Source organism: Fictibacillus sp. 7GRE50, assembly GCF_015903875.1.
GTDB classification, from domain to species: domain Bacteria; phylum Bacillota; class Bacilli; order Bacillales; family Fictibacillaceae; genus Fictibacillus; species Fictibacillus phosphorivorans.
Window position 1 is genome coordinate 90,753 of the sequence record NZ_JACZDW010000002.1, and the last position, 24,319, is coordinate 115,071.

Consider the following 24,319-nt stretch of genomic DNA (forward strand, 5'->3'; position numbering starts at 1 on the left):
CGATTATTTGAATAACCCGCCTATTGTTTTAGGCGGGTTTTATCATGCAAAAAAACAAGATCTCCTTTATAAAGAGTCTTGTTTTTTATTACGCTCTAGCCAGTAATAAACGGGCAGTCCAGCAACAGTTATAAAGATTGCCGTAAAACTATCAATAGGGTCGTTGAGTATAGTCGCGACAACAATATACAAAGAGCCTAAGATCGCGAAAATAGGAACGACTGGAAATAACGGTACGCTATAGACTCGCTTTTGGTCTTTATTGCGTTTACGCAGTTTAAACACAGCATAAAAAGCAAATATATAAAAGATGTAAACCGCAAATATAGCCATTTCCGATAGATAATCTGGATCTGTAACAATCATCATCATAATAGCAATCACTACTTGCAAATACGTAGCAGCGATAGGAGTTCCATATTTTTCACTGACTGAGCTGAACGTTTTTGCCATCGGAAGCTGATTTCTTTCTGCCATAGCAAAAGGAACGCGTGGAATGGTTAAAATCTTACCGTTCAAACAACCAAATATGGATACCGCGATGCCGACTGCTATTAGTTTCCCGCCTAGTGGTCCAAAAAGGATCGTTGCTGCTGATGATGCAGAATTCTCTCCTAGTCTTACGATTTCTGAAGCAGGTAAAATGTGAAACAGTGCAATGTTAACTAACAGATACGCTGCCATAACGACCAAGATTCCACCAATAATAGCTTTAGGTAACGTTTTTCCGGGATCCTTCATCTCACCTGCTACGAATCCAACCATCAACCAGCCATCATAAGCAAAAAGTGTCGCTAAAATCGCTGCACCCATTGATATTTCAACAACTGCTCCACTTGAAGCATTTAAGATCTGTTCATTTCCTTGTGTTAATCCAAAAACAATGATCAGCACGATCGGAACCAGTTTTCCTATCGTAAATATATTTTGGATAAAACCTCCATACTTTGTGCCAAAGTTATTAACGACGGTGAGAAAAAGTACAGTTCCTATTCCAATCCAAGGTCCTAAGTATTCTTTCCACGAGAATAAATGTACCATTAAAGAACCGAAATATAATCCTAGAGCACCGATTACCGCCGGCCCATAAATAACAGTTTGAACCCAACCACTCAAGTATCCCCAAAGCTTACCGTATACTTCTTCCATATAGACATACAAACCACCTGTCTTTGGAATCTGCGTTGCCACTTCAGCGATCGTTAATCCGCCAGCTAACGTGATCAACCCTCCAAGTGCCCAAGCTAATAGTGCAAGGTTGGAATTTCCTGTATACTCAAGCACACTTCCAGGTTTCATAAAAATCCCTGATCCAATAACCGTTCCAATAACGATGGACATGGCTACGGAAAGCCCAATATCTTTTTTCAATGCTGCGTCTTGATTCATGTTGTGTTCACTCCCTAAAAAAACCTACAAAACAAAATGTCCATCTGAAAAAGACTAGTGTCACTTTAACACATACAACATTGAGCTGTCACTACCTCGCTAAAAAGACAGTTAATTCAGTTTTTGAAAATGTGTTCTATAGAGTCGGAAAAATTCAGAGTTCCTTTCGCCGTGATAACTGTTTTTTGATAAAAGCTTTCTCGATCAGATTATTGAGCTGTCGTTCAAGTTCCTTTTTTTCTTTTACATTCGATTCATGTCTTATTTTCTTCTTCAGTTCACGAATCATAAGCTTTTCTTCTGATGAAAAATGAGAAGAATGCAACAACGTAATCACCTCATTTCAAATTTGATTCACTGAACTTCCTTCTATTTATTAGGATAAGTTAATCTCACATCCATAACCTTTCATGTGTAATAAAATCTAACACTCTATTTCCAGATGTGAATTCCATTGTCACAATTTTTATAAGGTGTTTACTTTTGAAAGCCAAATCTTTTTATAGTCTACTTTTAAATTTTCCAAATTCAGGCTTGAGTTCATAAGATAAAGATGGTAATATTTGTTTTGACAGTACCTTGCAATAAACAGTACTAAGTAAAGTGGTGATGTATTTAGTGAACGTTCAGTTTAAAAAAGGGGTTCTTGAACTATGTGTTTTAGTTCTCACTTCACAAAAAGATCGATATGGCTATGAATTAGTGGAAGAGATATCCAAAAAATTCGAGATCTCAGAAGGTACGATCTATCCACTCGTTAGAAGATTAACAAAAGAAGGCCTCTTTTCCACTTATCTTATGGAATCTACAGAAGGACCACCGAGAAAGTACTATAAGATTACAGAAAAAGGAATAGAGATGAAAGAAATTCTTGTGGATGAATGGAAACAGTTTACAAAAGGGGTAAGCGAAATGTTAGAGGAGGAATAATGTGGACAAAAATCAGTTTTTACAGCAAATAGCAAAAAACATAAAACCACTTGGAGCTAGTGAACAAAGAGAAGTTTTAGATGATTACGAAGAATATTTTGAGATGGGTTATGAGAGTGGAAGAACAGACGAAGATATCATTAAAGGTCTAGGAAGTCCTGCCAAGATCGCCAAGGAAATCCTCGCACAAACAGAAATTACAAAAGCAGAAGAAGATCCTTCTTTAACGAATGTATTTCGTGCAGTAGCTGCAACATTGGGATTAGGCTTATTTAACCTTATTTTTGTCTTAGCACCGTTTATCGTACTATTATTGTGGCCGTTCGTGATGATCGTGATATCAGGTGCATTCCTCATATCACCAATTCTTTTGCTCATTCAAGACGGATTAACGATCAACTTCTTAAAGGATATTTTTCTTATTTTCGGTTTAGTAGGTCTAGGACTCTTATTGCTAGTAGGTTCGATCAAATCATCAAGAATTGTTTACAAATTAATCTTAAGATACCTTACCTACAACCTGAGAATCATTAGGAGGAGATACTCATGATTCAAAAGATACTACGAACAGCTTACTTCTTAATCGGTATTTCAATAATAGGCAATGCCGTTCTATTTATGATGGGTGAATCTCCATTTAATCTTGCAAAAATAAATGAGCAAAAATCGATTGTTGCCTCCTCCATTAACGAAATTAAGATTGAAAGCAGTGTAGGAGATGTATTTGTTCTGCCTCATAATGGTGATCAAATAAGTATATCGATGAAAGGAAAGACGGAAAAGAAATACTCCGATGACTTTTCACTCTCTGTAAAAAATAATAAAAACAAGTTAACGATTCAAGCTATACAAAAAAAGAATACAAAATTGTTCTCGCTATTCTCTGGTGATTACGAATTACTCATTAAACTTCCCAAAGCTGAGTATAAAAGACTTCAAGTAAACTCAGATACATCAGACATCAAGATGCACGCTATTAAAGCTAATAACATCGATCTTCAAACAAATCTAGGAGATATCCTTCTTGAAGATGTAACTGGTGTTGTGTCAGCAAAGTCAGACGTTGGTGATATCGACATACACCTTCTTCATATAAAGAAAGATATTATCGCTAAATCCAATCTTGGTGATATTACGATTAAAACAAAAAATGAACCCGATCATTTACGAACGGATCTTCGAAATACGATAGGTGACGAAAGGATAACGTTACCTTCTTCAAAAAATGGATCAATAGGAACAGGTGGACCACTTGTATTCCTTTCGTCAGAAGTAGGAGACCTCGCTTTAATGATGAGTAACGAATAATAAAAAGACCTCCACATTTGGGGGTCTTTTATAAAAAAGAAAATTATTCTGTTTCTGAAGCTGAGTGCTGCTGGCTGAATTCTGATTGAGCAATTACTACACTAACTCCTTGCTGTTCAATGGCTGACAGATGGTCTCTTTGCGCATCATCATCTGTGATTACAACGTCTAAATTGGAAACTGGCCCAACTTTCGCAAACGCGTTAACCCCTATTTTGTAATGTGGAAATACACCGATACTTTTACGGGAGACCATTCCAACTGCATTCATAAAAGCAGCTACTTCAGGCGTCGCCGTACTGATACCTCTTTCAGAGATCCCTCCACCTGTTGCGAATGAAACATCAAACGAATACTGACCGATCAGATTTGTTACTAGTGCATCCGTCATATTTCCTGATCTCTTCACTTTTCCTCCGACCACATAAAGATCAATGTTATCTTTTTCGCGAAGTATTTCAGCTGTTACAAGAGAGTTCGTCACAACAGTTAATCGGTAGTGTGGAAGATGCTTTACAATCTCATGGTGCATTCCTCCTCCACTTAGGAAAATAGTATCGTTCTCTTTGATGTACTTCACAGCTTCCTTCGCTATTGCTCTCTCATACTTAGATCCTTCTCCAAAACGAACTGCGTTTGATGTAGGTCCTTTTTTTACTTCTGTCACAGGAATTGCGCCACCATGCGTGCGTTTAAGTAGCCCGTTATCCTCTAGAGATGATAAGTCCCGGCGAATAGAATCAATCGAAACTTGGAGGGCATCAGATAATTCTTTTGCAAGCACTCGACCTTCATTCTTAAGCACTTCTAAAATCTTTTCTCTTCTTTCCTCAGAAAACATAATATTTTCCTCCGTTACCTCTTATTTCCACGTGGCACTCTAATCTTATGCTGTTTCATGCTTGTTTGTCAAACTTATTTTGCATGTTTTTTCTTTATTTATAGAAAAACGAGCTAAAACAAGCAGTGCGTTAGCTTGTTTTAGCCCGTATTGATAGGAATATAGATTACGAGTATACAGTGTAGTCAAAGTATGTATTTCTGACAAATACAAATTTTTTAAATTTGTATTTGTCTGGGGTCAGACCCCTTTAGTCTTCTACCTTGATCAGGAAGAGACGCTCGTGAAAACGCCCTTGTTTTTGAGCCTTTTCCTGCCTGATCTCATCCAATTCTCTCAGAGTAAGATCATGTACTTTCGTTAATGCGATCAAGATCTCAAACAGCTCCGCCAGTTCTTCCGCAGCATCTATTTCATTTTTGACTTCTCGATATTCTTTCACACCTTCTGTTAGCTTTTTCTTCAGTTCTGTTTCGAACTCCTGATTTCCAAGAATCCGAAAAGTTCCTTTCTTCCCAGCCTGTTCAAGCAGTTCTGGTATTTTATCTCGCACTAATTTATTGTAATACGCCATCGGCTCTTTTCCCTTCCAACAATTTCACAACATCTAAAAAAACAATCCTATATAAACGATATGCATCAAGTTAGTTTTTTAGCAGAAACAACACCTAAAAAAATAATTGCGATTATACCAAAGACTGGATACAAATAATGAAGAAGCTCAGAATAGCCTACTTGACTCAACAAGTAACTTCCTGTCATCAAAGCGATTAAGATGACTTGATTGGATAACCTAACATTTCTTTGCAATGCACCTGCAAGTCCGAAAATGTTACCTATTAATGTTGAGAAAATCTCCCCATAGATCACAATTACAAAAATATAATGTACAGCTACGCCAAGACCTCCTACTATTTCCGCGATTGGTATCTCATAACTCAATACACGCGGAACAGAATAGAGAACATAGTGGCTATTTAATAGAATAAAAGTTAATCCTAAGCCACCTAAAAAGCCGCCCCACTTAATAACCGATTCATCATTAGCTTCTCGTGATAAAGGAACAAGGACAGCTTGTGCAAGGGTTAAGTTAAATGCTGCATAAGCAAATGAACTTACAAGCCATCTCCAATCTCCAACAAAGTCACTTTCAACAAACAGCTGCCTACCTTCAGATAGATCAAACATTGATACCGACAAAACGATAGAAAAGAATATCATGATGGGGACAATCAATGAGTTTGTCCAAAGAATCCCCTCTATGCCTTTTTTCATAACTAAATAGGTTACGAGTAGTGTAAAAACAATTCCCAATTGAAACGGAAGATGAAGTTGTTCCCAAAACAATGCTCCTGCACCTGATAACATGACTCCAGTGACTCCAAAGAGCATGATCATCATTAAAACGTTGACGATTCTTGAGGCAATCGCTCCAAACAAGTATTGATTCATCTCATCAAAAGAAGTTGCACCTAGTCGCTTTGCCATGATCATTAGCTTTGTACCAATCATGATAAAAAGAAAACCACTGATCAGAATGCCGGCAAATCCAGCTGAGCCGTATCTAGTAAAAAATTCAACGATTTCTCTTCCAGTAGCAAACCCAGCACCGACAACAGTGCCGATGTAAGTGGCGGCTATCTGCAGTATTTGTTTCATTCGACTACTCATGCCCTCACCTCCATGGCCATATCTTTTACAAACATATGCATGGACAAGGATTTTAGAAGAAAAAGAAAAAACAGCAAGATATCTCTTGCTGCAAATAAGTGACTTATTAAATATGTATAGCTTCACTGTATCCTTCAGTAATGACTCTGTTCTTCCCTTGCCTCTTTGCAACGTACAAGCTATTGTCGGCACCTTCAAAGAATGCCTGTTTATGCATGCCTCTTCTGTACGTTTGCAACCCTGTACTAATTGTTATATGTTCTTCCTTAACTTCAGGGTGTTCAAGCCTTTGTATGACCAATCGTACTTTTTCTAATAAAGTAAAAGCTTCTTCCTCATTTATATCATTTAAGATAACAACAAATTCTTCTCCGCCGTAGCGTGCGACAAAATCATCTGTAGTGACATTATCTTTTATCGCTTTCGCAATTCGTTTTAAGACGACATCTCCAATTCCGTGACCATATGTATCGTTGATCTTCTTAAAATTGTCAATATCCATCACCGCTAAATGGACGGGATAATGGTACGTTTCTGCTTGAAGCAACAACACATCCATATATTCATAAAACGCCATATGATTATACAGACCTGTTAGTGCATCTGTTTTCACTTGCTTCTCCATAATTGTTGACTTAACCATTAAATCTTGATGATCTGCCTGCGCTTTGTTAAGCTCTTTCGCCATCTCATACCCTCTACTCATAATTCCAACACAGATTGCTGTTGATGTTAAGAGAATGCAAATCATAGAGACCTGATCCATGACAGCATTCATATTTCTTAAGACCGGATGGAAATTGGAGATCAGCAGAAAGGTAAGTGAGCTAAGAGCAAACGACAGCCACACTTTCTTCTTTTTAAAATAAATGGTCGATATCAGCATAGGGAAAAACAGACTCGTATACATGACATACATTTCATAGTGCACGCTGATTAAAATTGCGGAGAACATACTCGCTGTCCAGATAATGATGTAATCTATGTATTTTGTTTTCTTTATAAAACTCCATTCAGCCAAACTAACCATAAAAATCAAAAGTGCTGTCGGCAGAACAATGTACATCCCAATAAATTCTTGTAATGGCCTAGATGTAAAAAAACTATTAATGACCTCTACACACACTGACACAAAGATTACAACCCAAAATACATTTATGATTTTTCGATTCCAAGCAATGTGATTTAAGTGTGCAGGCAGGTGTTTTTTCCCCAATACATTCACCCCATCTACACGTATCCAAAATCATTATAACATTTTTTTCCTTCTTTCATTTTATTTTCCTGATTATTTCTTTTCCTTTCATAGCTCTTTTTCAACAAGAATATGCACTTATACATGGAAAACGCACAGCAAGATGAATCTGCTGTGCGGATATTTTAAGGTTATTTATTTTATTTTCACACGTTTCTTTTTAGGTAGTTTATCAAGGAGCCAGCCTCTGCCCACTTCACAAAAACGAATCGGCATCTCAAGTGTCGCGAGTATCTTATCCTTTCCATGAATGGTAAGTAATCCTGTCTCATCGTTCACTTGATCAACAACTGCATTTTCAGTACCAGAGAGCGGAAACGCCCATTTGTTGTTACCAGGATCCTTAATCTTAATCATTCTTCCGTCACAAGTTACTTTGTGGCAATGTGGAGGCAAGCCTAACGTAATTTTATTCATTGCATTTCTTTCCTCCCTTTCCGGATTTGTTTCATTGTAACAGATATAGTGCGTGTCTGACTCTATATTTTTTTAATTTTTCGACTATTTAACACATTTGAAATAAAGCTTCAAAAAATTAGGGGACGAGTAGTAGGTAATCGCCAAATCGAATTGGTTTGTACAAACATATACTATACAAATTGGAGTTCAAAGGGGGAACGATCGAGTGGAAAAATGGTCCATGCTATACAACATGACTGTAGTATCATTAGGAGCAGTTGCAAGCTTCTTATTTGGTACACCAAGCATGTTATTTAAGACACTTGTCGTATTTATTGTATTAGACTATCTAACTGGTATGGCTGCTTCAGCCTACGAAGGCAGATTAAACAGCAAAGAGGGCTTTAGAGGAATACTAAAAAAAATGATCATATTTGCGATCGTCGCAGCAGCCCATTCTCTCGACCAATTGCTAGGTGGAAATTACATTCATTCCGCTACTATCTTTTTTTATTTATCCAATGAATTGTTATCAATCATTGAGAATGCAGGAAGAATGAATGTTCCGATTCCTGAGTTCATAAAAAATGCCGTTTCTCTGCTAAGACAGAAAAACGACAATCAAAATAAGTAATGTTTAATTGGAATAAAATTGTGAGATCTTTTTTGCGATCGCTTGCGCATCGATCTGGTATTCACCAGCATCAATGCGTTTTTTAATATCTAATAATTTCTTTTCTCTTATGTTTAATTGAGCATTTTCATGCAGCACTTTTGCCTCGTTAGATATGTATAGTTCGTCTTTAGCAAATGATGGCGGCTTTACAGAAGGCTGCTGATACACTTTATTCACATCATATTTTCGCTGAACGGGTTGTTGTCCATCAATTCTCATGATTTCACCTCTTCTGTGTATTGAAATGTGCCAAGCCATTTCCATTGATCATCATAATCCAAGTTGTCCAACAGTCGGAAGAACAATTCTTGTCCTGATGTATCCCATTTTACTTCGAACTCATTTCCGTTTTCTTTATCCTTACAAAAAGAATGAATCCACTGTGAAGTAAACAAGTAAGGCGTAAACTGTTCAAAGTCTAATAGATGTTTCTCTAACAATTGAATGACATCATCATGTGTAAGTTTATGCATCATTAGAATCGTCCTTTGTTTGTGGTCGTCTTAACCTGTATCTATATAATTCGGCCACTACCATTTTTTTGAGGGTATACAAATAAAATAATTCACAATTTTTTCTAATGTTCGTTATCAATACTTTCTTGCTTTATGGAGTTTTACCCGCTATACCTACATTTATAAACATCTTTCCTTTCTACGAATCAAGTGAAAGGTCTATAATGAATAGTGACGAAATACATAACAGAAGGTGTTTACATGAAATTAACGTTTTCTTCTCTTCAATGGATGGTTTTTATCCTTGCGGGTAGTTTAGTAGCTCCTATCGCTATTGGTGATGCATTTGGAATGACACAAGCAGAGACTGCAGATCTTTTACAACGTTCATTCTTAATTATTGGAGTGTCTGCGATTCTGCAAGCACTTTTCGGACATAAGCTTCCGATCAATGAAGGACCTGCTGGATTATGGTGGGGTGTTTTTACCGTTTACGCGGGGATTGTAGCTTCAGGGGCATTAACGGTTGCTGACGGGCTGCAGCAACTTACAGCGGGAATGCTGATCAGCGGCGTTCTTTTTCTACTGCTTGGAATGTTTCGCATCATAAGTTCGGTCAGAGCTCTCTTTACTCCTTTAGTTACCGGCACTTACTTAATCCTTCTCGTCTCACAGTTGAGTGGTTCTTTTATTAAAGGTATGCTCGGGATTGGATATCTGCAGGAAGGTGCAGATAGCAAAGTGGCTCTCACATCACTCTTCATCTTAATTTTATCTATCGTTCTAGGAAAGTCTCGTGTGAAATGGTTAAGAAGTTATTCCATCTTGATCTCTTTGTTACTTGGTTGGGGATTGTTCAGAATCTTGAACTTAACAAAAGAAACGATGCATAGCAATACGACTTTTGCTTTTCCAGAGTTACTAGCTTGGGGGATGCCAGAACTATCTTCCGGAACGATAATAACTTCTCTATTCGTAGGCATGCTCTTACTTACGAACATGGTAGCTAGTATTAACGTCGTCGAAAAAGCGTATGAAACAGAGAAAAAAGATTATGAACCTATCAATTATAATCGATCATCAATCATGATGGGTATAAACACGTGGATAGCTGGTCTATTTTCAGCAGTTGCAAGTGTACCTATCTCAGGTTCAGCAGGCTTCATCCTAACTACAAAAATGTTCAGCAAACTAGCATTCATTATAGGAAACGCACTTATTATCTTAATTAGCTTTTTTCCGCCACTTACTTTTTTCTTTGCTGGTATTCCTGCTCCGGTAGGATATGCAACCATATTCCTCCCTTTTTCTAGTATGATTGGTTTAGCTTTCAAAGAATATAGATCCGAGCTAAAGTCGGAAAATAATCTCTTTATTATCAGTACTTCTCTTATGGTTGGAATCGGGAGTCTCTTCATTCCTGCTGCCGCTTTAAAAGAATGGCCAAATATTATCGTAACGCTATTAAGCAACGGTCTGATCATGGGGATGCTAACATGTATGATTCTTGAACAGTTCTATAAACGAAGAAATTCGCATCAGCATGTGCAGAAAGAAGACTAATAAATAGAAAAGGGCTCCCTCATTGTAGGGAGCCCTCTTCTAGCAATCATCTAAAAGATCTCTCTGAAACAGGTATTTCCGAGTGAAACTTTAATATGGCCGCTGCTAGTTCTTTGGCATGATCAAACATCATTAGATGTGTTGAATTAGGGATAATCACAGTCTCACTGTAAGGCAATCCTACCTTTGCCTGACCAATGAACTTTAATGATTGTTGGAAATGTCCTTCTTTTTCTGCGGGTAGAAATAGAACAGGCGATTGAACCTTCTTATACCAAGTTAAGAAATCTATATAATAGATTTCGGATATAATCTTCTGCATCGTTTGGCCTGTAGTAATATTACCTACTTTTCCGTTCTCTTTCATACGTGGTTCATATTCTGCTACATAATTGGCCCGTTCCTTATTCCATGGCAACCATTGTTCTCTATAGACCTGTTGAAATTCTTCTATCGATTCGTAATCCGGATCTAGTTGTCCTTCAAATTTAGCAAGGTGCTCTTCTAACGTCTCATCATTAAGACCATTCTCACCTGTATCGTTAATGATCGCGCCGTCTATGTTTGCGAGTGACAGAACTCTATCCTGACGCATCGCTGTAAAATATAACCCTACCATACACCCGTAAGAGCTTCCTACAAGATGTGCTTTTTCAATCTCAAAATGATTCATTACACTTTCTAAATCCTTCGTGGTATCCTCGAAAGAATATCCATAATCGGGTTGATCAGATTTCCCATGTCCACGAAGATCATAACTTATTATTCTATAATGATCTCTCAAGAATGGAGTTACTGGATTCCAGGCTTTCACTGTACCACCAAGATAGTGAATTAAAATCAACGGATCCCCCAAACCGCCATAATCATAACCTGTAAGCATTGTTCCATCATGTGAATGTATCTTATGTTGATCAAACGGAATATCCATCTATTTCACCTCTTCTTTCATCCGCTTCTGTAAATTTGGTTTTGTACGAGTATTGATTTCGTTCAGTTTATTTCTAATATCTTGTTCAATATCTCTTTGGAAAAACGTTGCAAACTTGCAAAGATAAGCAATACTGTCAGCAATTTCTTTCCCGATATCTTCAGCAACTTCTTCCTTTGCGAGTTGAAAAGCCTTCTCCCCTTCAACACCTTCTTCTTTCATCTCATACGCTCTATTTAACATTCTTCTTAATTCTTCAGCAATCTCCGCTATCTCTGTCGTTAATAGCATGTGATTTAGCAAAAGGGATTCCGTGCTTTTGTCAGCACCATCTTGACTAATCTCCCATCCTTTTTGCAGTTGAAAATTCTCTAACTCTCTATGCATGCTTTTCATGATTTACAACCCCTCCGTTTCACACCATTCTATCTACATATTTCTCCACAATTTTACATAAACCTTTTTTACAATCAATAAATGTAGGTTATAATATTACCAGAATATGGAGGTTAACAATGGAACATAAAACAGCAGACCGGCCAAATTGGAAAAGAGTCACAGACAAACATTTTGAAGTAACGCATAAAGAAAGTTCTTGCTTTAAAGGGAAAGTTACAGCGATTCATTTGAAGCAAGTTTCTGAACCATTAGTTGTAAACTATAAAGAGAATAAGATATGTATTGCTGACTCTGGCTATACATGGATGCAACATTTTCCTGAGGGAGAAAAATACACGATTACCACGGTATTGGACGAGAACGGCGAGGTTGTACAATTCTATATTGATATGTGTGGGGATCATGGAGTTGATGATAGAGGTATACCTTGGTTTGATGACCTTTATTTAGATATCGTTATTCTTCCTGACAAAGAGCTCTTTCTTTTAGATGATGATGAGTTGATGAAAGCTTTTCAAAAAGGGGATATTAATGAAGAACAAATGAAACTTGCACATGAAACGGCTCAAAAAATCATTTCAATGCATAAAGAAGGCAAGTTTGAACAACTAGAAACATGCATTGAGCATGCTACAGAATGGAAACAAGCAAAAAAATTTCTTTAATCAAAGAGAGTATTAAAAAACCAGAGGGCGATTCCCTCTGGTTTCATCTATTTGTTCATATTGTTGTTTTTCTCTAAAAAACGCAAAGCATCCTCTACTTCATCTAACACTTGTGATCCGATGATTCCCTCTTCCTCATCTAAGAAAGTAACTTGGAAATAACCACTTTCTCCTTGTGGAACATACCGTATTCTAACAAGTTCAGGCTGCTGATCTTCTTCTCTCCAAAACTCCAATTCTTGTTCTGGATTGTTCATCAATTTTTCTATTTGATCACTATTCATCTGTAAGACACCTCTAGATTACTCTGATTAATTTAGTATATACATTTTTACCCTAAATGAAATCCTCTAAACCATTAGCAGTATACGACATTTCCTGGGGAATATTGTCTATGTCTGTTATTGCATGTAAGGAGAAGTCCTCACCCATCGTGTTAAAGCTTCTTCTGTACTTATTATTTCTGCAAATTCTTGGTGAAGGTGAGCAAGGGCAGACTCATGGACATCTTGAGCTGAGAACACTTTTCCATCATAGGAATGAATTTTAAATGCAGCAGTTGCATCATGGATTAAAGACACTCCAAAACCATAATTTGCTGCCATTCTTGTGGTTGTAGATACACAATGGTTTGTTGTTAAACCTATTATCACAATGTGTTCGATACCCTCTTTATCTAATGCGTCTTTTAGCTCTGTACCAATAAATGCACTATTAACATTCTTAATAAAAAGAAGTTCATCTTCTTTAGGTTCAAATCCTGTTTTCAACTGATAACCTAATTTTGAAGGATGCAATGGAGAGTGTTCGTTTTCTGATTGGTGCTGAACATGAAAGACAGGCAATCCTACCTCTCGAAAGGCACCAAGTAATATAAGCATATTCACTTCAGCATTTGCATTATTTCGTTCTCCCCAGAAATCTGTTTCATCAAATCCTTTTTGAACATCAACAATAAGCAAACCTGCTTTTTTCACATTACAATCTCCTTATATTCAGACTGTGCTTCCTATTACATTACATTTTCGATGTGACTTTAATTTTTCCTTCCGTACTATTTCTGATCTAAATCTCATATTTTGTAAGTACCTTAGACAAGCCACATGAAAAGGGGGGCACCCTTTGAACGAAATCATGATATTGAGTATTCATTTTGTTACGCTTGGTATCAGTTTAGCTATTCCAATCGGCCCTGTTAAACTTGAGATGATTAAGCATGGATTATACGGTGGTTTTTGGCCATCTTGGCTCGTTGGAATCGGGGCAGTTTGTGCAGATATATTGTTTATGTCATTTATCTTCCTAGGACTCTCGCCTTTCCTACATGAGAGATGGATTACAGTCTGCATGTTAATAACCGGTATTATGATGCTTAGTTACTTAGGAATTTCAACCATTAGAAATTCCGTTACATCCTTGCCTTTAATCGAAGAAAATACAAAAGACGACAAAAAACCTTTTTGGACAGGTTTTGTCATCGCTCTTATGAATCCCTATAATTTTATGTTTTGGTTTGGTGTTTATGGTGGTTCACTTCAAAGCATACCTTCTGCAACAAGTGAATTGTTAAGAATGGGGTTAAGTTTTTGTATAATAGTAGGAATTATTCTATGGAACCTTAACGTGGCCTTTACCGTTCATTTTTTTCGTACGCTCATTAATGATTTTACAATAAGGTGGTTAGCAAGATTAGCAGGAATCGGTTTGCTTGCATTCTCTAGCTTCCTTACGTATAAATTATTAAAATTGTTTTTATAAATCATAAGGCGCTGTCTAAAATAGACAGCGCCTTGTATCTTTACTTATCATATTTTTCTCTATCTGACTGCTTCTCCTCTTCCCTGTCCAACTCTTCTTCATATTCCTCATGATTTCTGTTATGGATAACATTTCTTTCTTTTCCTGTTATATCAGTAGCAACAAAACTTTCATAGTCTTCTACAAAACCGTCATCATCATCAGAGTCTTCATACATCTCGTTATAATCTCTTTTATCAGGATCAGTAAAGTCTGAAGGAGTTTCACTCGTACCATATTTAGCAACGGACTGCCATGCATCTTCTCCATCAAAGTACGTCGCATCTTTATTGTCATTGCTTCTTGTTTTATAATCAGGTCCAATTACCTCTTCTTCAATCGGACGATCATCTGATGAGTTTTGTGCAGGGCTATGTTCTTTACAATAAAGCGTATAAGGTACGATCTCTAACCGCTCTTTTAAAATATCTTGGCCACACGTTTTACAAACTCCGTAATCACCTGTCTCAATACTTTTTAAAGCTACATCTATATCTTCAAGTTCTTTTTCATGAAGATCATTTAACGCAATATCTTTTTCTTTTTCAAATAATTCAGTGCCAAGATCACCAGGATGATTATCATAATTTGAAAGTTCACCTGTTGATTCTTTCGGAAATTCTGAATCATTACCAAATGATTCGTTCCTTTCCCTCATTCCTTTTATCTCTTCTTTTCGTGATAATAAAATTTGCTTAAAATGGTCCATTTCTTGTGTAGATAATGCCATGATTCAATCTCCCTTCCTACTTCCGTATACCATTTCATACCCGTTATTACTAATAATTATCCATCCTGTGTATTTTGCACCACTATCATACATGCTATACTTAGTGCCAAACCTTCTTGTTCTCCAGTCAATCACTATCAATAATTTTCATTTCTTCTGAACCCACAACTCATAAATGAAGCGTATTACCTAGTTATTATCAAAAAATGTTAAAAAGTGTTGAAAAATCGCTTTTTTTCCAACTTTTTGTAAGGTATGCTAATAATATCTTTTAAAAGTCATAGTAAGAAAGGCGGGGGAACATGAAGATATATGAGAATTTTGAAAAACGTTTATTAAAAAATTACGTGATTGGTTCAACCGCTGCCGTATTAGGAGTCGGAGGGGTATTTGTTTTTACCACACTCCGTTTATCAACATTCGAATTTTTAGTTTTGTGTGGTATTCTCCTTATTTCTAGTATGATTATGTTTTCTCTTGAATTTGTTTTTTTCCGTATGCATACAGCCGTTTTTAAAAATTATTTCTCGAAACAACAACCTGCCATACAGCTCGCAGAAAAAGCATATTTTCACGCGCATCATTTCCCGATTAGAACGGTTAAACGAATTCTTGGTCCACATTTATTTGGGTTATCTATACCTGCACTATGTCTAACAGCTATAGCGATCTCTTCAGGTTATTTGTCACTACCCTATTATTACATGTATCTCGCATCACTCGGAGCTATCTTAGTGGCAGGTATGCATGCGATCATTGAATTCTTTTTGACGACGAAAGCGGTTCAGCCTGTGCTTCGAAATATTCAGGAAAGAACGCTTAAGGACCATGGGAAGATATTGTCTTTAGCAACCTCTAAACACATATCTATTCAACGAAAAATTCAATGGAGCACCTTATTTATTGGAACATTTCCATTGCTGTTGTTCGCACTCGCGAATCAAGTACGCTTATATCATTTATCCGCACCTGTAAACGGATCGTATTGGAGTTGGGCTTTCTTCATCTTATTGATCGGTATTTCTTTTGCTATCTATGGAGCATACTTATTGTTTAAAGATATTCAACAGCCTATGAACGAACTTCAAACAGGCATGCATGAGGTCCGCACCGGAAATTCTAATGCGAAAGTCAACGATCTGTATTCAGATGAGTTCTCTAAACTTATAAAAGGCTTTAATCATATGGCTCAAGCTATACAATCTCGTGAACATGAAAACAAACAGCTGCTCGAAAGTTTTTTCGCGACGATGGCTGCCACTTTGGATGCACGAGATCCTTACACAGCGGGGCATAGCTTACGAGTTGCCGATTATGCAATGAAGATCGGTCAGATGGCAGGACTGCCGTTTCAACAATTGGTACAACTTCGAAAAGCAGCTCTTTTGCATGATATAGGAAAAATCGGTATACCCGATGTCGTGTTATTAAAAGAATCAAAATTAACTTCAGAAGAATTTGAACAAATAAAGAAGCATCCAGTAATAGGTGCTGACATCCTAGCGCAAGTTCAGCCTTATGACGCGATGCAACCACTGCTTCCTGGTGTTCGTTATCATCATGAACGCTATGATGGTAACGGCTATCCTGAACAGCTAGCTGGAGAAAACATCCCTATTTTCGGAAGAATCATTGCTGTAGCCGATGCTTATGATGCAATGACATCTGATAGACCATACCGGAAAGGGATGACCCATGAAAAAGCATTGGCTATCTTAGAGGATGGAAAAGGTACACAATGGGATCCATACTTAACCCAACTATTTATTGAAGAGATGTCGTTAAAATCTATTTCTTAATACAGGAGGTAATTATTGAATACATACGATCATTTTCCAGTCATTGAAACCGATAGGCTAAGACTAAGACCCGTTATTCAATCAGATGTAAAGGAAATATACGAAACCTTCTCTGATGGTGACGCACTTCAATTCTATGGAATGGAACCTTTAAAAACAGAGGAAGAAGCTTATGAGCTTATTCAAGCGTTCGAAAAAGGATTTACAACAGGAAGCTCCATCCGTTGGGGAATCATTCTAAAAGAACAAGATAAACTCATCGGAACATGCGGATTTCATAATTGGAGCAAATCAGACAGAAGAACAGAACTCGGGTATGAACTAAATCGTGCATATTGGCATAATGGATTTATGAATGAAGCATTACGAGCGATTCTTCATTATGGTTTCAATGGGATCGAATTTAACAGAATTGCTGCTGTGATCAGACCGGAAAACAATTCTTCACGCTCACTTGTAACTAAACTTGGTTTTCAAGAAGAAGCATTACTTCACGAACACCAAAGAGTTGGAGATCATTATTATGATATGTACATTTATTCCTTACTAAAAAAGAACGCTGATCTATATGGACAAGAAGCTAAGAGTATTTAGCTTCTTTTTTTCTTTTCTACGTAATAGGTTTCAAAATAGCTTACTAGAGGTATGAAAAGGAAAAAGGAGGTATTCGAGAATGGAACAAAAAGGAACGTTTTATGTAACAGCTAAAGGCGATATGGAGCCCCTTCCAACTGATGATCATGTGCATTATTTTGAGATTCAAGCTTCTTATGATGAAAAGCAACAGCTAGAGCATCTGTTTGCAAAAATGCACGCTAACAATAAACAAGAAGGATTGGATATTTTCTCACCGAAAAGACACTTTTCTGAATCACATGCTGAATACCATCGAGGAAAAGACAGTAAGCTTGTGTACGAATTGTTTAGGAACCTCTACTTATTAGGAACTGAAAAAACGAAGCGAGAAATTGAAGAGATGGAAGTTTTGCCTGAATTATACGAAGCTAGCCATGATACAATCGAAAAAGTAAAATAGCACCGGAAATTTTTCCGGTGCTTTTCTTGTTGAGCAACTCTATTCCCACTCTATCGTTCCATCTTCTTTAATCCAAAATCTTACCATTCCTAAATCATCCAATGCATGTCTGATCGTATTTGCTTTTTCACGATAACTTGGAGTGTCGGGATGAGCAAGTACTAATGTCTTAGCAGGGTTTTTTTCATGACTTTTTAGCAGATTTACAAATTTCAGACAAAATTCATTCTGGTTTTGATAGCCAGTTATTTCAGACATATTCCCTTCCGCTGCGATCAGAAGTGTATGATATTCATTTGTTGCAATCAAATCTACACCGTCAATCTCATTGCACGTTTCAGTTTCATAGCCTTCGCGTAATAAATATCCTTCTACTGCTTTTATCACTTCTGCTTTGTTCATAACAAATGCATCACTAATATATGGATGGTCATGTAGAGCCAAACTCATCACTCCTTCTTATCTATAACAGCATTCGCAACACTTTCCTATCAATAGAGGGGTACTTAAATGTCGTATACCCCTATTTTTCAATCAAAAAACCGTCTATAAAGGAATTTTCTTAAAAGAGAAACTTCTTTCCCCTTTTAACGTATTTCCTTTAAGATAGAAATAAGAAACTATAGTTGGGGGATTCATACATGGCTCAAAAAGCTGAAAAACAAAACCAATCCCGTATATGGACCATCATAGCGGGAATAGGTTTGTTTCTGTTAAGTAAATTAAAGTGGGTGTTCGGCCTACTAAAATTAGGGAAATTCGCAACACTCATCTCCATGTTTATATCACTTGGAGCATACGCGGCATTTTATGGCTGGAAATTCGCAGTAGCAATCGTATATTTAATTTTTGTGCATGAGATGGGCCATTTAGTCGCTGCTAAACAAAAAGGAATAAAAACATCGCCCGCGATATTTATCCCGTTTATGGGTGCCGCGATCGGTATGAAAGAGATGCCTAAAAATGCTAAAGACGAAGCCTATATCGCATATGCAGGACCGTTGTTCGGGTTATTATCTTTCTTGCCAGCTGTGTTTCTGTATGAAACGACTGCAGAACCATTCTGGGGCTTGGTCATCTTTTTAGGGGCAATGATCAACCTATTTAACTTGTTCCCCGTCTCACCACTCGATGGCGGTAGAATAGTTGGAGTTCTGTCTACTAAGATCTGGTTTATTGGTTTATTACTTGTTCTGCCTTACTTGTTCATATCACCTGACCCAATCATTTTCTTAATCTTCATTTTCGGTATCCTAACATGGTGGAAACGAGTTCGTGAAGACTTTGAACAAAATAAACTGAAAGAAACGCTTACTTTGTTTCAATCAGAACAAGATAAACTCACTGTGATTAATCAGGAGATGAATGATTACAAGGACATGCCGAACTTTGGTTATATCATCGGTACGTATTTAGAAGATGTGCGCGTTGCAAAAGATAGACTAAAGCGAAACATGCCAACCGGGTATTCGTTCCCTGTTCTGCAGGATAAGAAGAAGATTCGTAAGCATCGTACATTAGTGGAAATAGAAATTTTAAACAACCGTGAACGGTTCCTACAAACACTCTTAGAAGAATATGAGAGCAATCAACGTCAGAAAGAATATATTCATAACATGTATAAAGAAGCTGATCCTGAAGAGTTGGCAACTATACCAGAGCTTTCAAACTTTAGCCACAGCAGCTTGTTTGAAGCGTATGAACAAAGCTTGTTAACTGAAAAAGCAAACATCGAGAAACAATTTGAACAAACTAAAAACTATTACGTTTCAAACACCAAAACAAAAGTGATCGTGTTGATATTGTATCTATTGTTAGCAGGAGTCTTGTCTGCTTTTGTTGTTTACGGAAATCAGCTTATGGATGCAAACCGTTTTTTAATAAGCTAGACCTATCAAACACCTCTTAAAGGAGGTGTTTTTTTCATCCCTCTTTTTACCTGCAATCTATCATTTCTAGTACATAAGCTACAGATGATCCAAAACATACATAAGGCTATTCGACTTATCTTTTGCAAGTATAAAAGGAATGACAAACCAAAAACACGAATGATGTAGAAAAATAGAAAAAGGAGCGAAGGTGCTATGAAAAAAATAGTAAAAATATTATTTTCACTTGCTGTGTTACTTGGTATATTTTCAAACACAGCTTCAGCTGAAAAAGGAGCAACAAACAAAGAGATTGTTGGGAAAGATATGTATGTGAATGTTGCTGCAGCAACCCTTTGGGTAGGACCAGATGCAGCAAGACCTGTTGATGATCCATCGGTTTCTCACCCCGTTGACTTAAGAAGTTGGACAACCAGTATGACGTATGAAGAAAAGCTTTGGTTAGTAGGCGAACTTGAAACACAAGCATTATATGGTCAAAAAGTACATATTTTGGAACAACAAGGAGATTGGGTAAAAGTTGCGGTCTATGGCCAGCCTACCCCTAGAAATGAGCTTGGATATCCAGGGTGGATGCCGTTAGCACAATTAACTTACTCTGAGCACTTTAAAAAAGCTGAAGGAAAACAATTTGCATTGATTACAAGTCCAACTGCTTGGCTTACTAAAGGACCATTTGGACATAAAAAAGATCTTGAATTAAGCTACAACACGAAGTTGCCAGTTATTAAGAAACTAGGAAAAACGATTGCCGTTTTAACACCTCAAGGAAAAGTTCGTTGGCTTAATGCGAAAGATGCAAAAGTATATAGAAGTGAAAGTGATATTCCGGTTCCAACAGGCGAAGAACTCGTAGAAGAAGCTAAGAAATTTCTAGGTCTTCCTTATTTATGGGCTGGAGCTTCAGGGTTTGGATTTGATTGTTCTGGGTTTACACACACCGTCCATAAAGCAAACGGCATAACAATTCCACGAGACTCAGGCCCACAATCTAAGGAAGGGCTGATCGTTGATAAAGATCAACTGCAGCCTGGGGATCTCATGTTCTTTGCTTATGATGAAGGAAAAGGACGCGTTCATCATGTAGCGATGTATGCCGGGAACGGTATGATGATCCACTCTCCGAACACTGCATCTACAGTAAGACTCGATCCGATCTCAACACCTGCTTATGCTGTAGAATTCTCAGGAGCACGAAGATATATTCCACAACCTTAACAAAAGAGCAGAGCACAATGAAATGTGCTCTGCCTTTTTATTATCATCAATTATTCTAAACCTTCTATTGTCATTTCTGTTACAGGTAAAAATGCTTCACCCGTATTTTGATAAGTAACGTTAACTTTATCTTGTTCTTTTAAATAGATAGCTAGAGGACTGTTTTCTGAAGATACGATGTAGCTCTTACGGTTATCCAGCAAGAAGGATACAATCGTATAATCCCCTACTTTTTCTTTATAAACGCGAAGCACGGCACCTGTTATCTGTTTTTCCTCTGCATCCGATGTTCCATCAACTGTACCTCCACCTCGCTGTAAAGCGGTTTTGTATTGCTTTATTGCAGCATTTGGTGTATTTGCATATACAGAGATTTCTGGGTTTGCGGCAGAGACGATAAAATAGTTCTGTAGGAATCCATTCGAATCTAGAACAGGGGTCAGCCAGCTTGCTTCTCCATAGAAGTTATACAATACGGGCATCTCACCGTCCCATTTTTTCTCGATAAACTTCTTTTCTATGATCTCTAAAGCTCCTTCAGAATCCATATAAGACTCTTCAAGATTACCAGTAAAATAGGTCGCCTTCCCCGTTCTTGCATCTGTTAATGAATAACCGAGCATAGAGTCGACTCCCTCTTTCGGGCTTGTAAAGTCGGTAAAGTAAAACATATCACCATTCTCATCAAAGATTGGGCTTACATTAGCTTCCGTTCCTTCATCAGATGGAAGCTTCACATCCTTTTTACCGAATTTACTGTTCCAGAATCCATGCACATAATTACCAAAGTAACTGTTTTGCAGGCTAACTGTTTCTGGAGATACGGCGCCATCAATAAAGGATGGAATGTCCTTGATGTGATAATTTTTTGTATTTCCATTTTCAGGATCTGTTACGACAATACCTTTTACTTTAAATCCGTTACGCGCAGATATGAATTCTCCATAGGAGCGAATATAAAACGGCTTTCCATCATCATCGATCTCTAGTTGTGGATCGCCATAGAAAATGTATTCTGGATAACTTGAGCGCATATGTCGTTCAACGTTTTTATTAAAATAAGAAGATGGTGTATAAGTCATTTCTGATTTAATAAACTTCGGGTTGGCCGAAGAATCGGTAGCACTCAATGTAAAATACCCTGGGGTCACATCGCCATTCCACCACTTAAAAAGTCCAGAGAATTCAACAGGTGCAATATAGACGTATTTTTCGTCCACTTTTTGAATTTGTAGATTTCCTAATTCATAAAAGCTTGTGTTTGGCACTTGCCCGAAAGACTTTCTCATTTTATTTCTTGCAAACTTGGGCGGCACACTTGCCGGAGTTTCTTTCTCATCAAATGACTCGATTTCTGTCTTTTCTGCCATTTTGGATGACTGATATTTTTCACTAGCGTTAAATAATCCAGCAGACAGAAAAAAGATACCAATGATCAAGCTAATAAGGAACAAAGCCAGCTTGATCAACCTTTCTTTACCTGTCGCAAAAAACGCACCGATGGCTGTAACAATAATCGCAAGTATCCAGATTGACGAAAAATTGCGATCCAGATTCGTTATATAATAGAAAACAAATATTGCAGGAATGGTACAAATAGTAACACTAATCATAGTACCAGTAAGGTTGTTCTTCTTTTCTTTTTTTACAGGCTTTTTGCCGCTAGAGATCGGAAAGATCACTAATGCTGCGGCTAGACCCACAATGATGGAAAATAACAAGATGTTCATAAACTATCCCCTTTTTTAACATTTACTTCTTTACCCTATTAATCAATACGACTGAATATGTAAAAAGTTCCATAACAAATAAAATACGAGAAATTTAACTTCCTAAAAACAATAAGTCTCCAGATTCAACTCTACTTCCATTATAATGGAATAAAAAGGATGTATTTTCCTCGCTCCTTAGATTGATAGGCTATTCTGTACTAATCGTTACTTTGTTCCCTAACCTACTTCCTTTTTTAAAATTAATTATTATCTACCTAAAAGCATACAAGTTCCTATATCCATTATTCGTTTAAAAGGAGTTGTCACAAAATGAAATACCCCTCAAAAAAAGATTGGTGGCTTGGATTGATTCTCTTTGGCGCCATTGTTTATGGCGCTTATATCAGTACATACGCCTTACTTTCAGAAAAAGCAAATCTGTTAGGAATACTGATTACAATCATCATTAACCTCACCTTGATCGCGTTTATCAGTTGGCTTTGGTTTACAACCTACTACGTTTTAGAAGAAAAGGAACTGTTCATTAGATGTGGTCCGATCAACAAAAGAATTCCATATCGTGAAATTTCATCTGCCCATAAAACGTTGAATCCAATTTCCAGCCCAGCTCTATCCTTAAAACGTATCAATATTACGTATCAGTTTGGAATGGCTCTTATCTCCCCTAAGAATAGGGATGAGTTTTTACAAGAACTTAGTAAACGATGTCCGAATGCAACAATCAAATTTGATTAGGAGCTAATATAGATGAATGGAGCTTTTCAAGCTGTTTTTTTAGATCGTGACGGAACGATTGGCGGTTCAGACCAGATAGAATATCCAGGGGATTTTAAACTTTTTCATTTTACTGAAGAAGTGATTCAGACACTCAAATTTCATAATATTTCCGTTTTTTCTTTCACTAATCAGCCTGGAATCAGTCGTGGTGATGCATGCGTAGAAGACTTTATCAGTGAATTAAGTGCGTTTGGATTTGATAATGTTTATCTTTGTCCGCATCACCATACAGAGAGCTGTGATTGCAGAAAGCCTGCCATCGGCATGCTGAAGGAGGCGGCAAGTGATCATAATCTTGACCTATCAAAGTGTGTCGTAATTGGTGACCGGTGGACAGATATGCTTGCTGCCAAATCTGCTGGCTGCATAGCAATATTAGTACAAACCGGCTCTGGAAAAGATTCGTGGAATCAAAATCATACTACATCTAGTATTCAACCTGATCATGTCGCTGCAACGTTAAAAGAAGGAGTGAAATGGTTGTTTGCAAACAATCATCGATCAAGAAAAAAGAAGAAGCGCTCCTTTCTAAAAGAAATACTCTCACATCCTTTTTTGAAACGAAAATAACCAAAAGAAAAAACGCCTCGAAAAAAACGAGGCGTTTTAACATTAAAACATTAAACGATAAAGGATTGTACAGAAACATAAAGGTTTACAGCAAATGCAAAAAAGCAGAGATAACTTATCCATTTTTTCTTTTTTTGCCACTCTTCAAATCCTATAACAAGTAATAATAATGCAACTCCAAGAGAAGTATATGGTGTTAAATCATGATTCCCTGTAGATAACCCATATACAGCAAGCAATAGAACGACTGCAGAGAAAGCAATTTTCAATATACCGAACAAGTTACAC

At 37.2% G+C, this 24,319-nt stretch carries 30 protein-coding genes and 1 pseudogene; 14 read left to right on the plus strand and 17 right to left on the minus strand.

The window, feature by feature from the left end; translation table 11 throughout:
* Positions 1-66 precede the first annotated feature (66 nt).
* Together IHV12_RS07505 and IHV12_RS07510 are read right to left on the minus strand one after the other, a co-directional pair.
* Positions 67-1,389 (minus strand): APC family permease, encoded by a 1,323-nt coding sequence (locus IHV12_RS07505; protein WP_197190444.1) that lies wholly within the window; start codon positions 1,387-1,389, stop codon positions 67-69.
* Positions 1,390-1,543: 154 nt separating this feature from the next.
* Positions 1,544-1,726: a hypothetical protein gene (locus tag IHV12_RS07510; RefSeq protein ID WP_197190445.1), complete on the minus strand. Its 183-nt coding sequence runs from the start codon at positions 1,724-1,726 to the stop codon at positions 1,544-1,546.
* A gap of 281 nt (positions 1,727-2,007) precedes the next feature.
* On the opposite strand from IHV12_RS07510, the gene IHV12_RS07515 reads away from it, so the two are divergent.
* The 3 genes from IHV12_RS07515 to IHV12_RS07525 are packed head-to-tail and all read left to right on the plus strand — an operon-like array spanning position 2,008 to position 3,627.
* Positions 2,008-2,319, plus strand: coding sequence for a PadR family transcriptional regulator (locus IHV12_RS07515; protein WP_197127366.1), 312 nt, complete (start codon positions 2,008-2,010; stop codon positions 2,317-2,319).
* 1 nt (position 2,320) lies between these two features.
* A complete protein-coding gene (locus tag IHV12_RS07520; RefSeq protein WP_197127365.1) occupies positions 2,321-2,869 on the plus strand; it encodes an HAAS signaling domain-containing protein in 549 nt (182 codons plus the stop codon).
* Entirely contained in the window at positions 2,866-3,627 is a 762-nt protein-coding gene (locus IHV12_RS07525; protein ID WP_197190446.1) for a DUF4097 family beta strand repeat-containing protein, read from the plus strand. Before IHV12_RS07520 ends, IHV12_RS07525 begins: the two co-directional genes overlap by 4 nt.
* 43 nt (positions 3,628-3,670) lie before the next feature.
* Here IHV12_RS07525 and IHV12_RS07530 read toward each other — a convergent pair whose 3' ends face one another.
* The 5 genes from IHV12_RS07530 to IHV12_RS07550 all read right to left on the minus strand — a co-directional run bounded on the left by IHV12_RS07530 (position 3,671) and on the right by IHV12_RS07550 (position 7,811).
* A complete protein-coding gene (locus IHV12_RS07530) occupies positions 3,671-4,468 on the minus strand; it encodes a DeoR/GlpR family DNA-binding transcription regulator (protein ID WP_197190447.1) in 798 nt (265 codons plus the stop codon).
* A gap of 250 nt (positions 4,469-4,718) precedes the next feature.
* A complete protein-coding gene (locus IHV12_RS07535; protein ID WP_370568776.1) occupies positions 4,719-5,021 on the minus strand; it encodes a phosphoribosyl-ATP pyrophosphohydrolase in 303 nt (100 codons plus the stop codon).
* Between the two features lie 86 nt (positions 5,022-5,107).
* Positions 5,108-6,139: a YkvI family membrane protein gene (locus IHV12_RS07540; RefSeq protein ID WP_197190449.1), complete on the minus strand. Its 1,032-nt coding sequence runs from the start codon at positions 6,137-6,139 to the stop codon at positions 5,108-5,110.
* A 106-nt stretch (positions 6,140-6,245) separates the two neighbouring features.
* On the minus strand, positions 6,246-7,355 hold the full coding sequence (locus tag IHV12_RS07545) for a GGDEF domain-containing protein (RefSeq protein WP_197190450.1): 1,110 nt from the start codon (positions 7,353-7,355) through the stop codon (positions 6,246-6,248).
* Positions 7,356-7,529: 174 nt separating this feature from the next.
* A complete protein-coding gene (locus IHV12_RS07550) occupies positions 7,530-7,811 on the minus strand; it encodes a hypothetical protein (RefSeq protein ID WP_191752768.1) in 282 nt (93 codons plus the stop codon).
* A 208-nt stretch (positions 7,812-8,019) separates the two neighbouring features.
* Here IHV12_RS07550 and IHV12_RS07555 point away from each other — a divergent pair, with 208 nt between their 5' ends.
* Positions 8,020-8,427, plus strand: a complete 408-nt coding sequence (locus tag IHV12_RS07555) for a phage holin family protein (protein ID WP_370568777.1) — start codon at positions 8,020-8,022, stop codon at positions 8,425-8,427.
* 3 nt (positions 8,428-8,430) lie between these two features.
* Here IHV12_RS07555 and IHV12_RS07560 read toward each other — a convergent pair whose 3' ends face one another.
* Complete coding sequence (locus IHV12_RS07560; RefSeq protein WP_171005494.1) at positions 8,431-8,688, minus strand: flagellar biosynthesis anti-sigma factor FlgM; 258 nt, start codon at positions 8,686-8,688, stop codon at positions 8,431-8,433.
* Positions 8,685-8,945: a hypothetical protein gene (locus IHV12_RS07565; RefSeq protein WP_197127359.1), complete on the minus strand. Its 261-nt coding sequence runs from the start codon at positions 8,943-8,945 to the stop codon at positions 8,685-8,687. Before IHV12_RS07565 ends, IHV12_RS07560 begins: the two co-directional genes overlap by 4 nt.
* A 210-nt stretch (positions 8,946-9,155) precedes the next feature.
* Here IHV12_RS07565 and IHV12_RS07570 point away from each other — a divergent pair, with 210 nt between their 5' ends.
* Positions 9,156-10,487 (plus strand): purine/pyrimidine permease, encoded by a 1,332-nt coding sequence (locus IHV12_RS07570; RefSeq protein ID WP_370568778.1) that lies wholly within the window; start codon positions 9,156-9,158, stop codon positions 10,485-10,487.
* A gap of 46 nt (positions 10,488-10,533) precedes the next feature.
* Here the strand turns inward: IHV12_RS07570 and IHV12_RS07575 are convergent, their stop codons facing one another.
* Both IHV12_RS07575 and IHV12_RS07580 read right to left on the minus strand, forming a co-directional pair.
* Positions 10,534-11,418: an alpha/beta fold hydrolase gene (locus IHV12_RS07575; RefSeq protein ID WP_197190451.1), complete on the minus strand. Its 885-nt coding sequence runs from the start codon at positions 11,416-11,418 to the stop codon at positions 10,534-10,536.
* Positions 11,419-11,814, minus strand: coding sequence for a hypothetical protein (locus tag IHV12_RS07580; protein ID WP_197190452.1), 396 nt, complete (start codon positions 11,812-11,814; stop codon positions 11,419-11,421).
* Positions 11,815-11,933: 119 nt separating this feature from the next.
* Between IHV12_RS07580 and IHV12_RS07585 the strand changes: the two genes are divergently transcribed.
* Positions 11,934-12,482: a DUF402 domain-containing protein gene (locus IHV12_RS07585; protein WP_197190453.1), complete on the plus strand. Its 549-nt coding sequence runs from the start codon at positions 11,934-11,936 to the stop codon at positions 12,480-12,482.
* 47 nt (positions 12,483-12,529) lie between these two features.
* On the opposite strand, the gene IHV12_RS07590 is transcribed toward IHV12_RS07585, so the two are convergent.
* A complete protein-coding gene (locus IHV12_RS07590) occupies positions 12,530-12,766 on the minus strand; it encodes a hypothetical protein (protein ID WP_197190454.1) in 237 nt (78 codons plus the stop codon).
* A gap of 117 nt (positions 12,767-12,883) precedes the next feature.
* A complete protein-coding gene (locus IHV12_RS07595; RefSeq protein WP_197190455.1) occupies positions 12,884-13,459 on the minus strand; it encodes a cysteine hydrolase family protein in 576 nt (191 codons plus the stop codon).
* Positions 13,460-13,604: 145 nt separating this feature from the next.
* On the opposite strand from IHV12_RS07595, the gene IHV12_RS07600 reads away from it, so the two are divergent.
* Complete coding sequence (locus tag IHV12_RS07600; protein WP_197190456.1) at positions 13,605-14,240, plus strand: LysE family transporter; 636 nt, start codon at positions 13,605-13,607, stop codon at positions 14,238-14,240.
* A gap of 40 nt (positions 14,241-14,280) precedes the next feature.
* Here the strand turns inward: IHV12_RS07600 and IHV12_RS07605 are convergent, their stop codons facing one another.
* Positions 14,281-15,009: a TraR/DksA C4-type zinc finger protein gene (locus tag IHV12_RS07605; protein WP_197127351.1), complete on the minus strand. Its 729-nt coding sequence runs from the start codon at positions 15,007-15,009 to the stop codon at positions 14,281-14,283.
* Between the two features lie 302 nt (positions 15,010-15,311).
* On the opposite strand from IHV12_RS07605, the gene IHV12_RS07610 reads away from it, so the two are divergent.
* The 3 genes from IHV12_RS07610 to IHV12_RS07620 all read left to right on the plus strand — a co-directional run bounded on the left by IHV12_RS07610 (position 15,312) and on the right by IHV12_RS07620 (position 17,844).
* The gene (locus tag IHV12_RS07610) at positions 15,312-16,808 is read left to right on the plus strand and encodes an HD domain-containing phosphohydrolase (RefSeq protein ID WP_197127350.1); all 1,497 of its coding nucleotides are present in this window, start codon (positions 15,312-15,314) and stop codon (positions 16,806-16,808) included.
* Positions 16,809-16,823: 15 nt separating this feature from the next.
* Positions 16,824-17,402 carry a GNAT family N-acetyltransferase gene (locus IHV12_RS07615; protein WP_197190457.1) on the plus strand — a complete coding sequence of 193 codons (579 nt, stop codon included), beginning with the start codon at positions 16,824-16,826 and terminating at the stop codon, positions 17,400-17,402.
* A 79-nt stretch (positions 17,403-17,481) separates the two neighbouring features.
* Positions 17,482-17,844, plus strand: a complete 363-nt coding sequence (locus IHV12_RS07620; protein ID WP_197190458.1) for a hypothetical protein — start codon at positions 17,482-17,484, stop codon at positions 17,842-17,844.
* Positions 17,845-17,883: 39 nt separating this feature from the next.
* On the opposite strand, the gene IHV12_RS07625 is transcribed toward IHV12_RS07620, so the two are convergent.
* Entirely contained in the window at positions 17,884-18,288 is a 405-nt protein-coding gene (locus IHV12_RS07625) for a hypothetical protein (protein ID WP_197127347.1), read from the minus strand.
* A 197-nt stretch (positions 18,289-18,485) separates the two neighbouring features.
* On the opposite strand from IHV12_RS07625, the pseudogene IHV12_RS23050 reads away from it, so the two are divergent.
* A pseudogene (locus IHV12_RS23050) lies at positions 18,486-19,047 on the plus strand (site-2 protease family protein); the annotation flags it as partial.
* Between the two features lie 881 nt (positions 19,048-19,928).
* Positions 19,929-20,951: an NlpC/P60 family protein gene (locus IHV12_RS07635; protein ID WP_197190460.1), complete on the plus strand. Its 1,023-nt coding sequence runs from the start codon at positions 19,929-19,931 to the stop codon at positions 20,949-20,951.
* Positions 20,952-21,001: 50 nt separating this feature from the next.
* Here IHV12_RS07635 and IHV12_RS07640 read toward each other — a convergent pair whose 3' ends face one another.
* A complete protein-coding gene (locus IHV12_RS07640; RefSeq protein WP_197190461.1) occupies positions 21,002-22,681 on the minus strand; it encodes a hypothetical protein in 1,680 nt (559 codons plus the stop codon).
* Positions 22,682-22,993: 312 nt separating this feature from the next.
* Here IHV12_RS07640 and IHV12_RS07645 point away from each other — a divergent pair, with 312 nt between their 5' ends.
* Together IHV12_RS07645 and IHV12_RS07650 are read left to right on the plus strand one after the other, a co-directional pair.
* On the plus strand, positions 22,994-23,419 hold the full coding sequence (locus tag IHV12_RS07645) for a PH domain-containing protein (protein WP_197190462.1): 426 nt from the start codon (positions 22,994-22,996) through the stop codon (positions 23,417-23,419).
* A 12-nt stretch (positions 23,420-23,431) separates the two neighbouring features.
* Positions 23,432-24,031, plus strand: a complete 600-nt coding sequence (locus IHV12_RS07650) for an HAD-IIIA family hydrolase (protein ID WP_197190463.1) — start codon at positions 23,432-23,434, stop codon at positions 24,029-24,031.
* Positions 24,032-24,081: 50 nt separating this feature from the next.
* Here IHV12_RS07650 and IHV12_RS07655 read toward each other — a convergent pair whose 3' ends face one another.
* Positions 24,082-24,312 (minus strand): DUF3953 domain-containing protein, encoded by a 231-nt coding sequence (locus IHV12_RS07655; RefSeq protein WP_197190464.1) that lies wholly within the window; start codon positions 24,310-24,312, stop codon positions 24,082-24,084.
* Positions 24,313-24,319: the final 7 nt, after the last annotated feature.

Coding starts and splice junctions, on each gene's coding strand:
- IHV12_RS07645 (WP_197190462.1), top strand. CDS start 22,994: ATGAAATACCCCTCAAAAAAAGATTGGTGGCTTGGATTGATTCTCTTT.
- IHV12_RS07565 (WP_197127359.1), bottom strand. CDS start 8,945: ATGATGCATAAACTTACACATGATGATGTCATTCAATTGTTAGAGAAA.
- IHV12_RS07635 (WP_197190460.1), top strand. CDS start 19,929: ATGAAAAAAATAGTAAAAATATTATTTTCACTTGCTGTGTTACTTGGT.
- IHV12_RS07525 (WP_197190446.1), top strand. CDS start 2,866: ATGATTCAAAAGATACTACGAACAGCTTACTTCTTAATCGGTATTTCA.
- IHV12_RS07580 (WP_197190452.1), bottom strand. CDS start 11,814: ATGAAAAGCATGCATAGAGAGTTAGAGAATTTTCAACTGCAAAAAGGA.
- IHV12_RS07550 (WP_191752768.1), bottom strand. CDS start 7,811: ATGAATAAAATTACGTTAGGCTTGCCTCCACATTGCCACAAAGTAACT.
- IHV12_RS07575 (WP_197190451.1), bottom strand. CDS start 11,418: ATGGATATTCCGTTTGATCAACATAAGATACATTCACATGATGGAACA.
- IHV12_RS07530 (WP_197190447.1), bottom strand. CDS start 4,468: ATGTTTTCTGAGGAAAGAAGAGAAAAGATTTTAGAAGTGCTTAAGAAT.
- IHV12_RS07560 (WP_171005494.1), bottom strand. CDS start 8,688: ATGAGAATTGATGGACAACAACCCGTTCAGCGAAAATATGATGTGAAT.
- IHV12_RS07610 (WP_197127350.1), top strand. CDS start 15,312: ATGAAGATATATGAGAATTTTGAAAAACGTTTATTAAAAAATTACGTG.
- IHV12_RS07585 (WP_197190453.1), top strand. CDS start 11,934: ATGGAACATAAAACAGCAGACCGGCCAAATTGGAAAAGAGTCACAGAC.
- IHV12_RS07620 (WP_197190458.1), top strand. CDS start 17,482: ATGGAACAAAAAGGAACGTTTTATGTAACAGCTAAAGGCGATATGGAG.
- IHV12_RS07650 (WP_197190463.1), top strand. CDS start 23,432: ATGAATGGAGCTTTTCAAGCTGTTTTTTTAGATCGTGACGGAACGATT.
- IHV12_RS07605 (WP_197127351.1), bottom strand. CDS start 15,009: ATGGCATTATCTACACAAGAAATGGACCATTTTAAGCAAATTTTATTA.
- IHV12_RS07590 (WP_197190454.1), bottom strand. CDS start 12,766: ATGAATAGTGATCAAATAGAAAAATTGATGAACAATCCAGAACAAGAA.
- IHV12_RS07640 (WP_197190461.1), bottom strand. CDS start 22,681: ATGAACATCTTGTTATTTTCCATCATTGTGGGTCTAGCCGCAGCATTA.
- IHV12_RS07505 (WP_197190444.1), bottom strand. CDS start 1,389: ATGAATCAAGACGCAGCATTGAAAAAAGATATTGGGCTTTCCGTAGCC.
- IHV12_RS07540 (WP_197190449.1), bottom strand. CDS start 6,139: ATGAGTAGTCGAATGAAACAAATACTGCAGATAGCCGCCACTTACATC.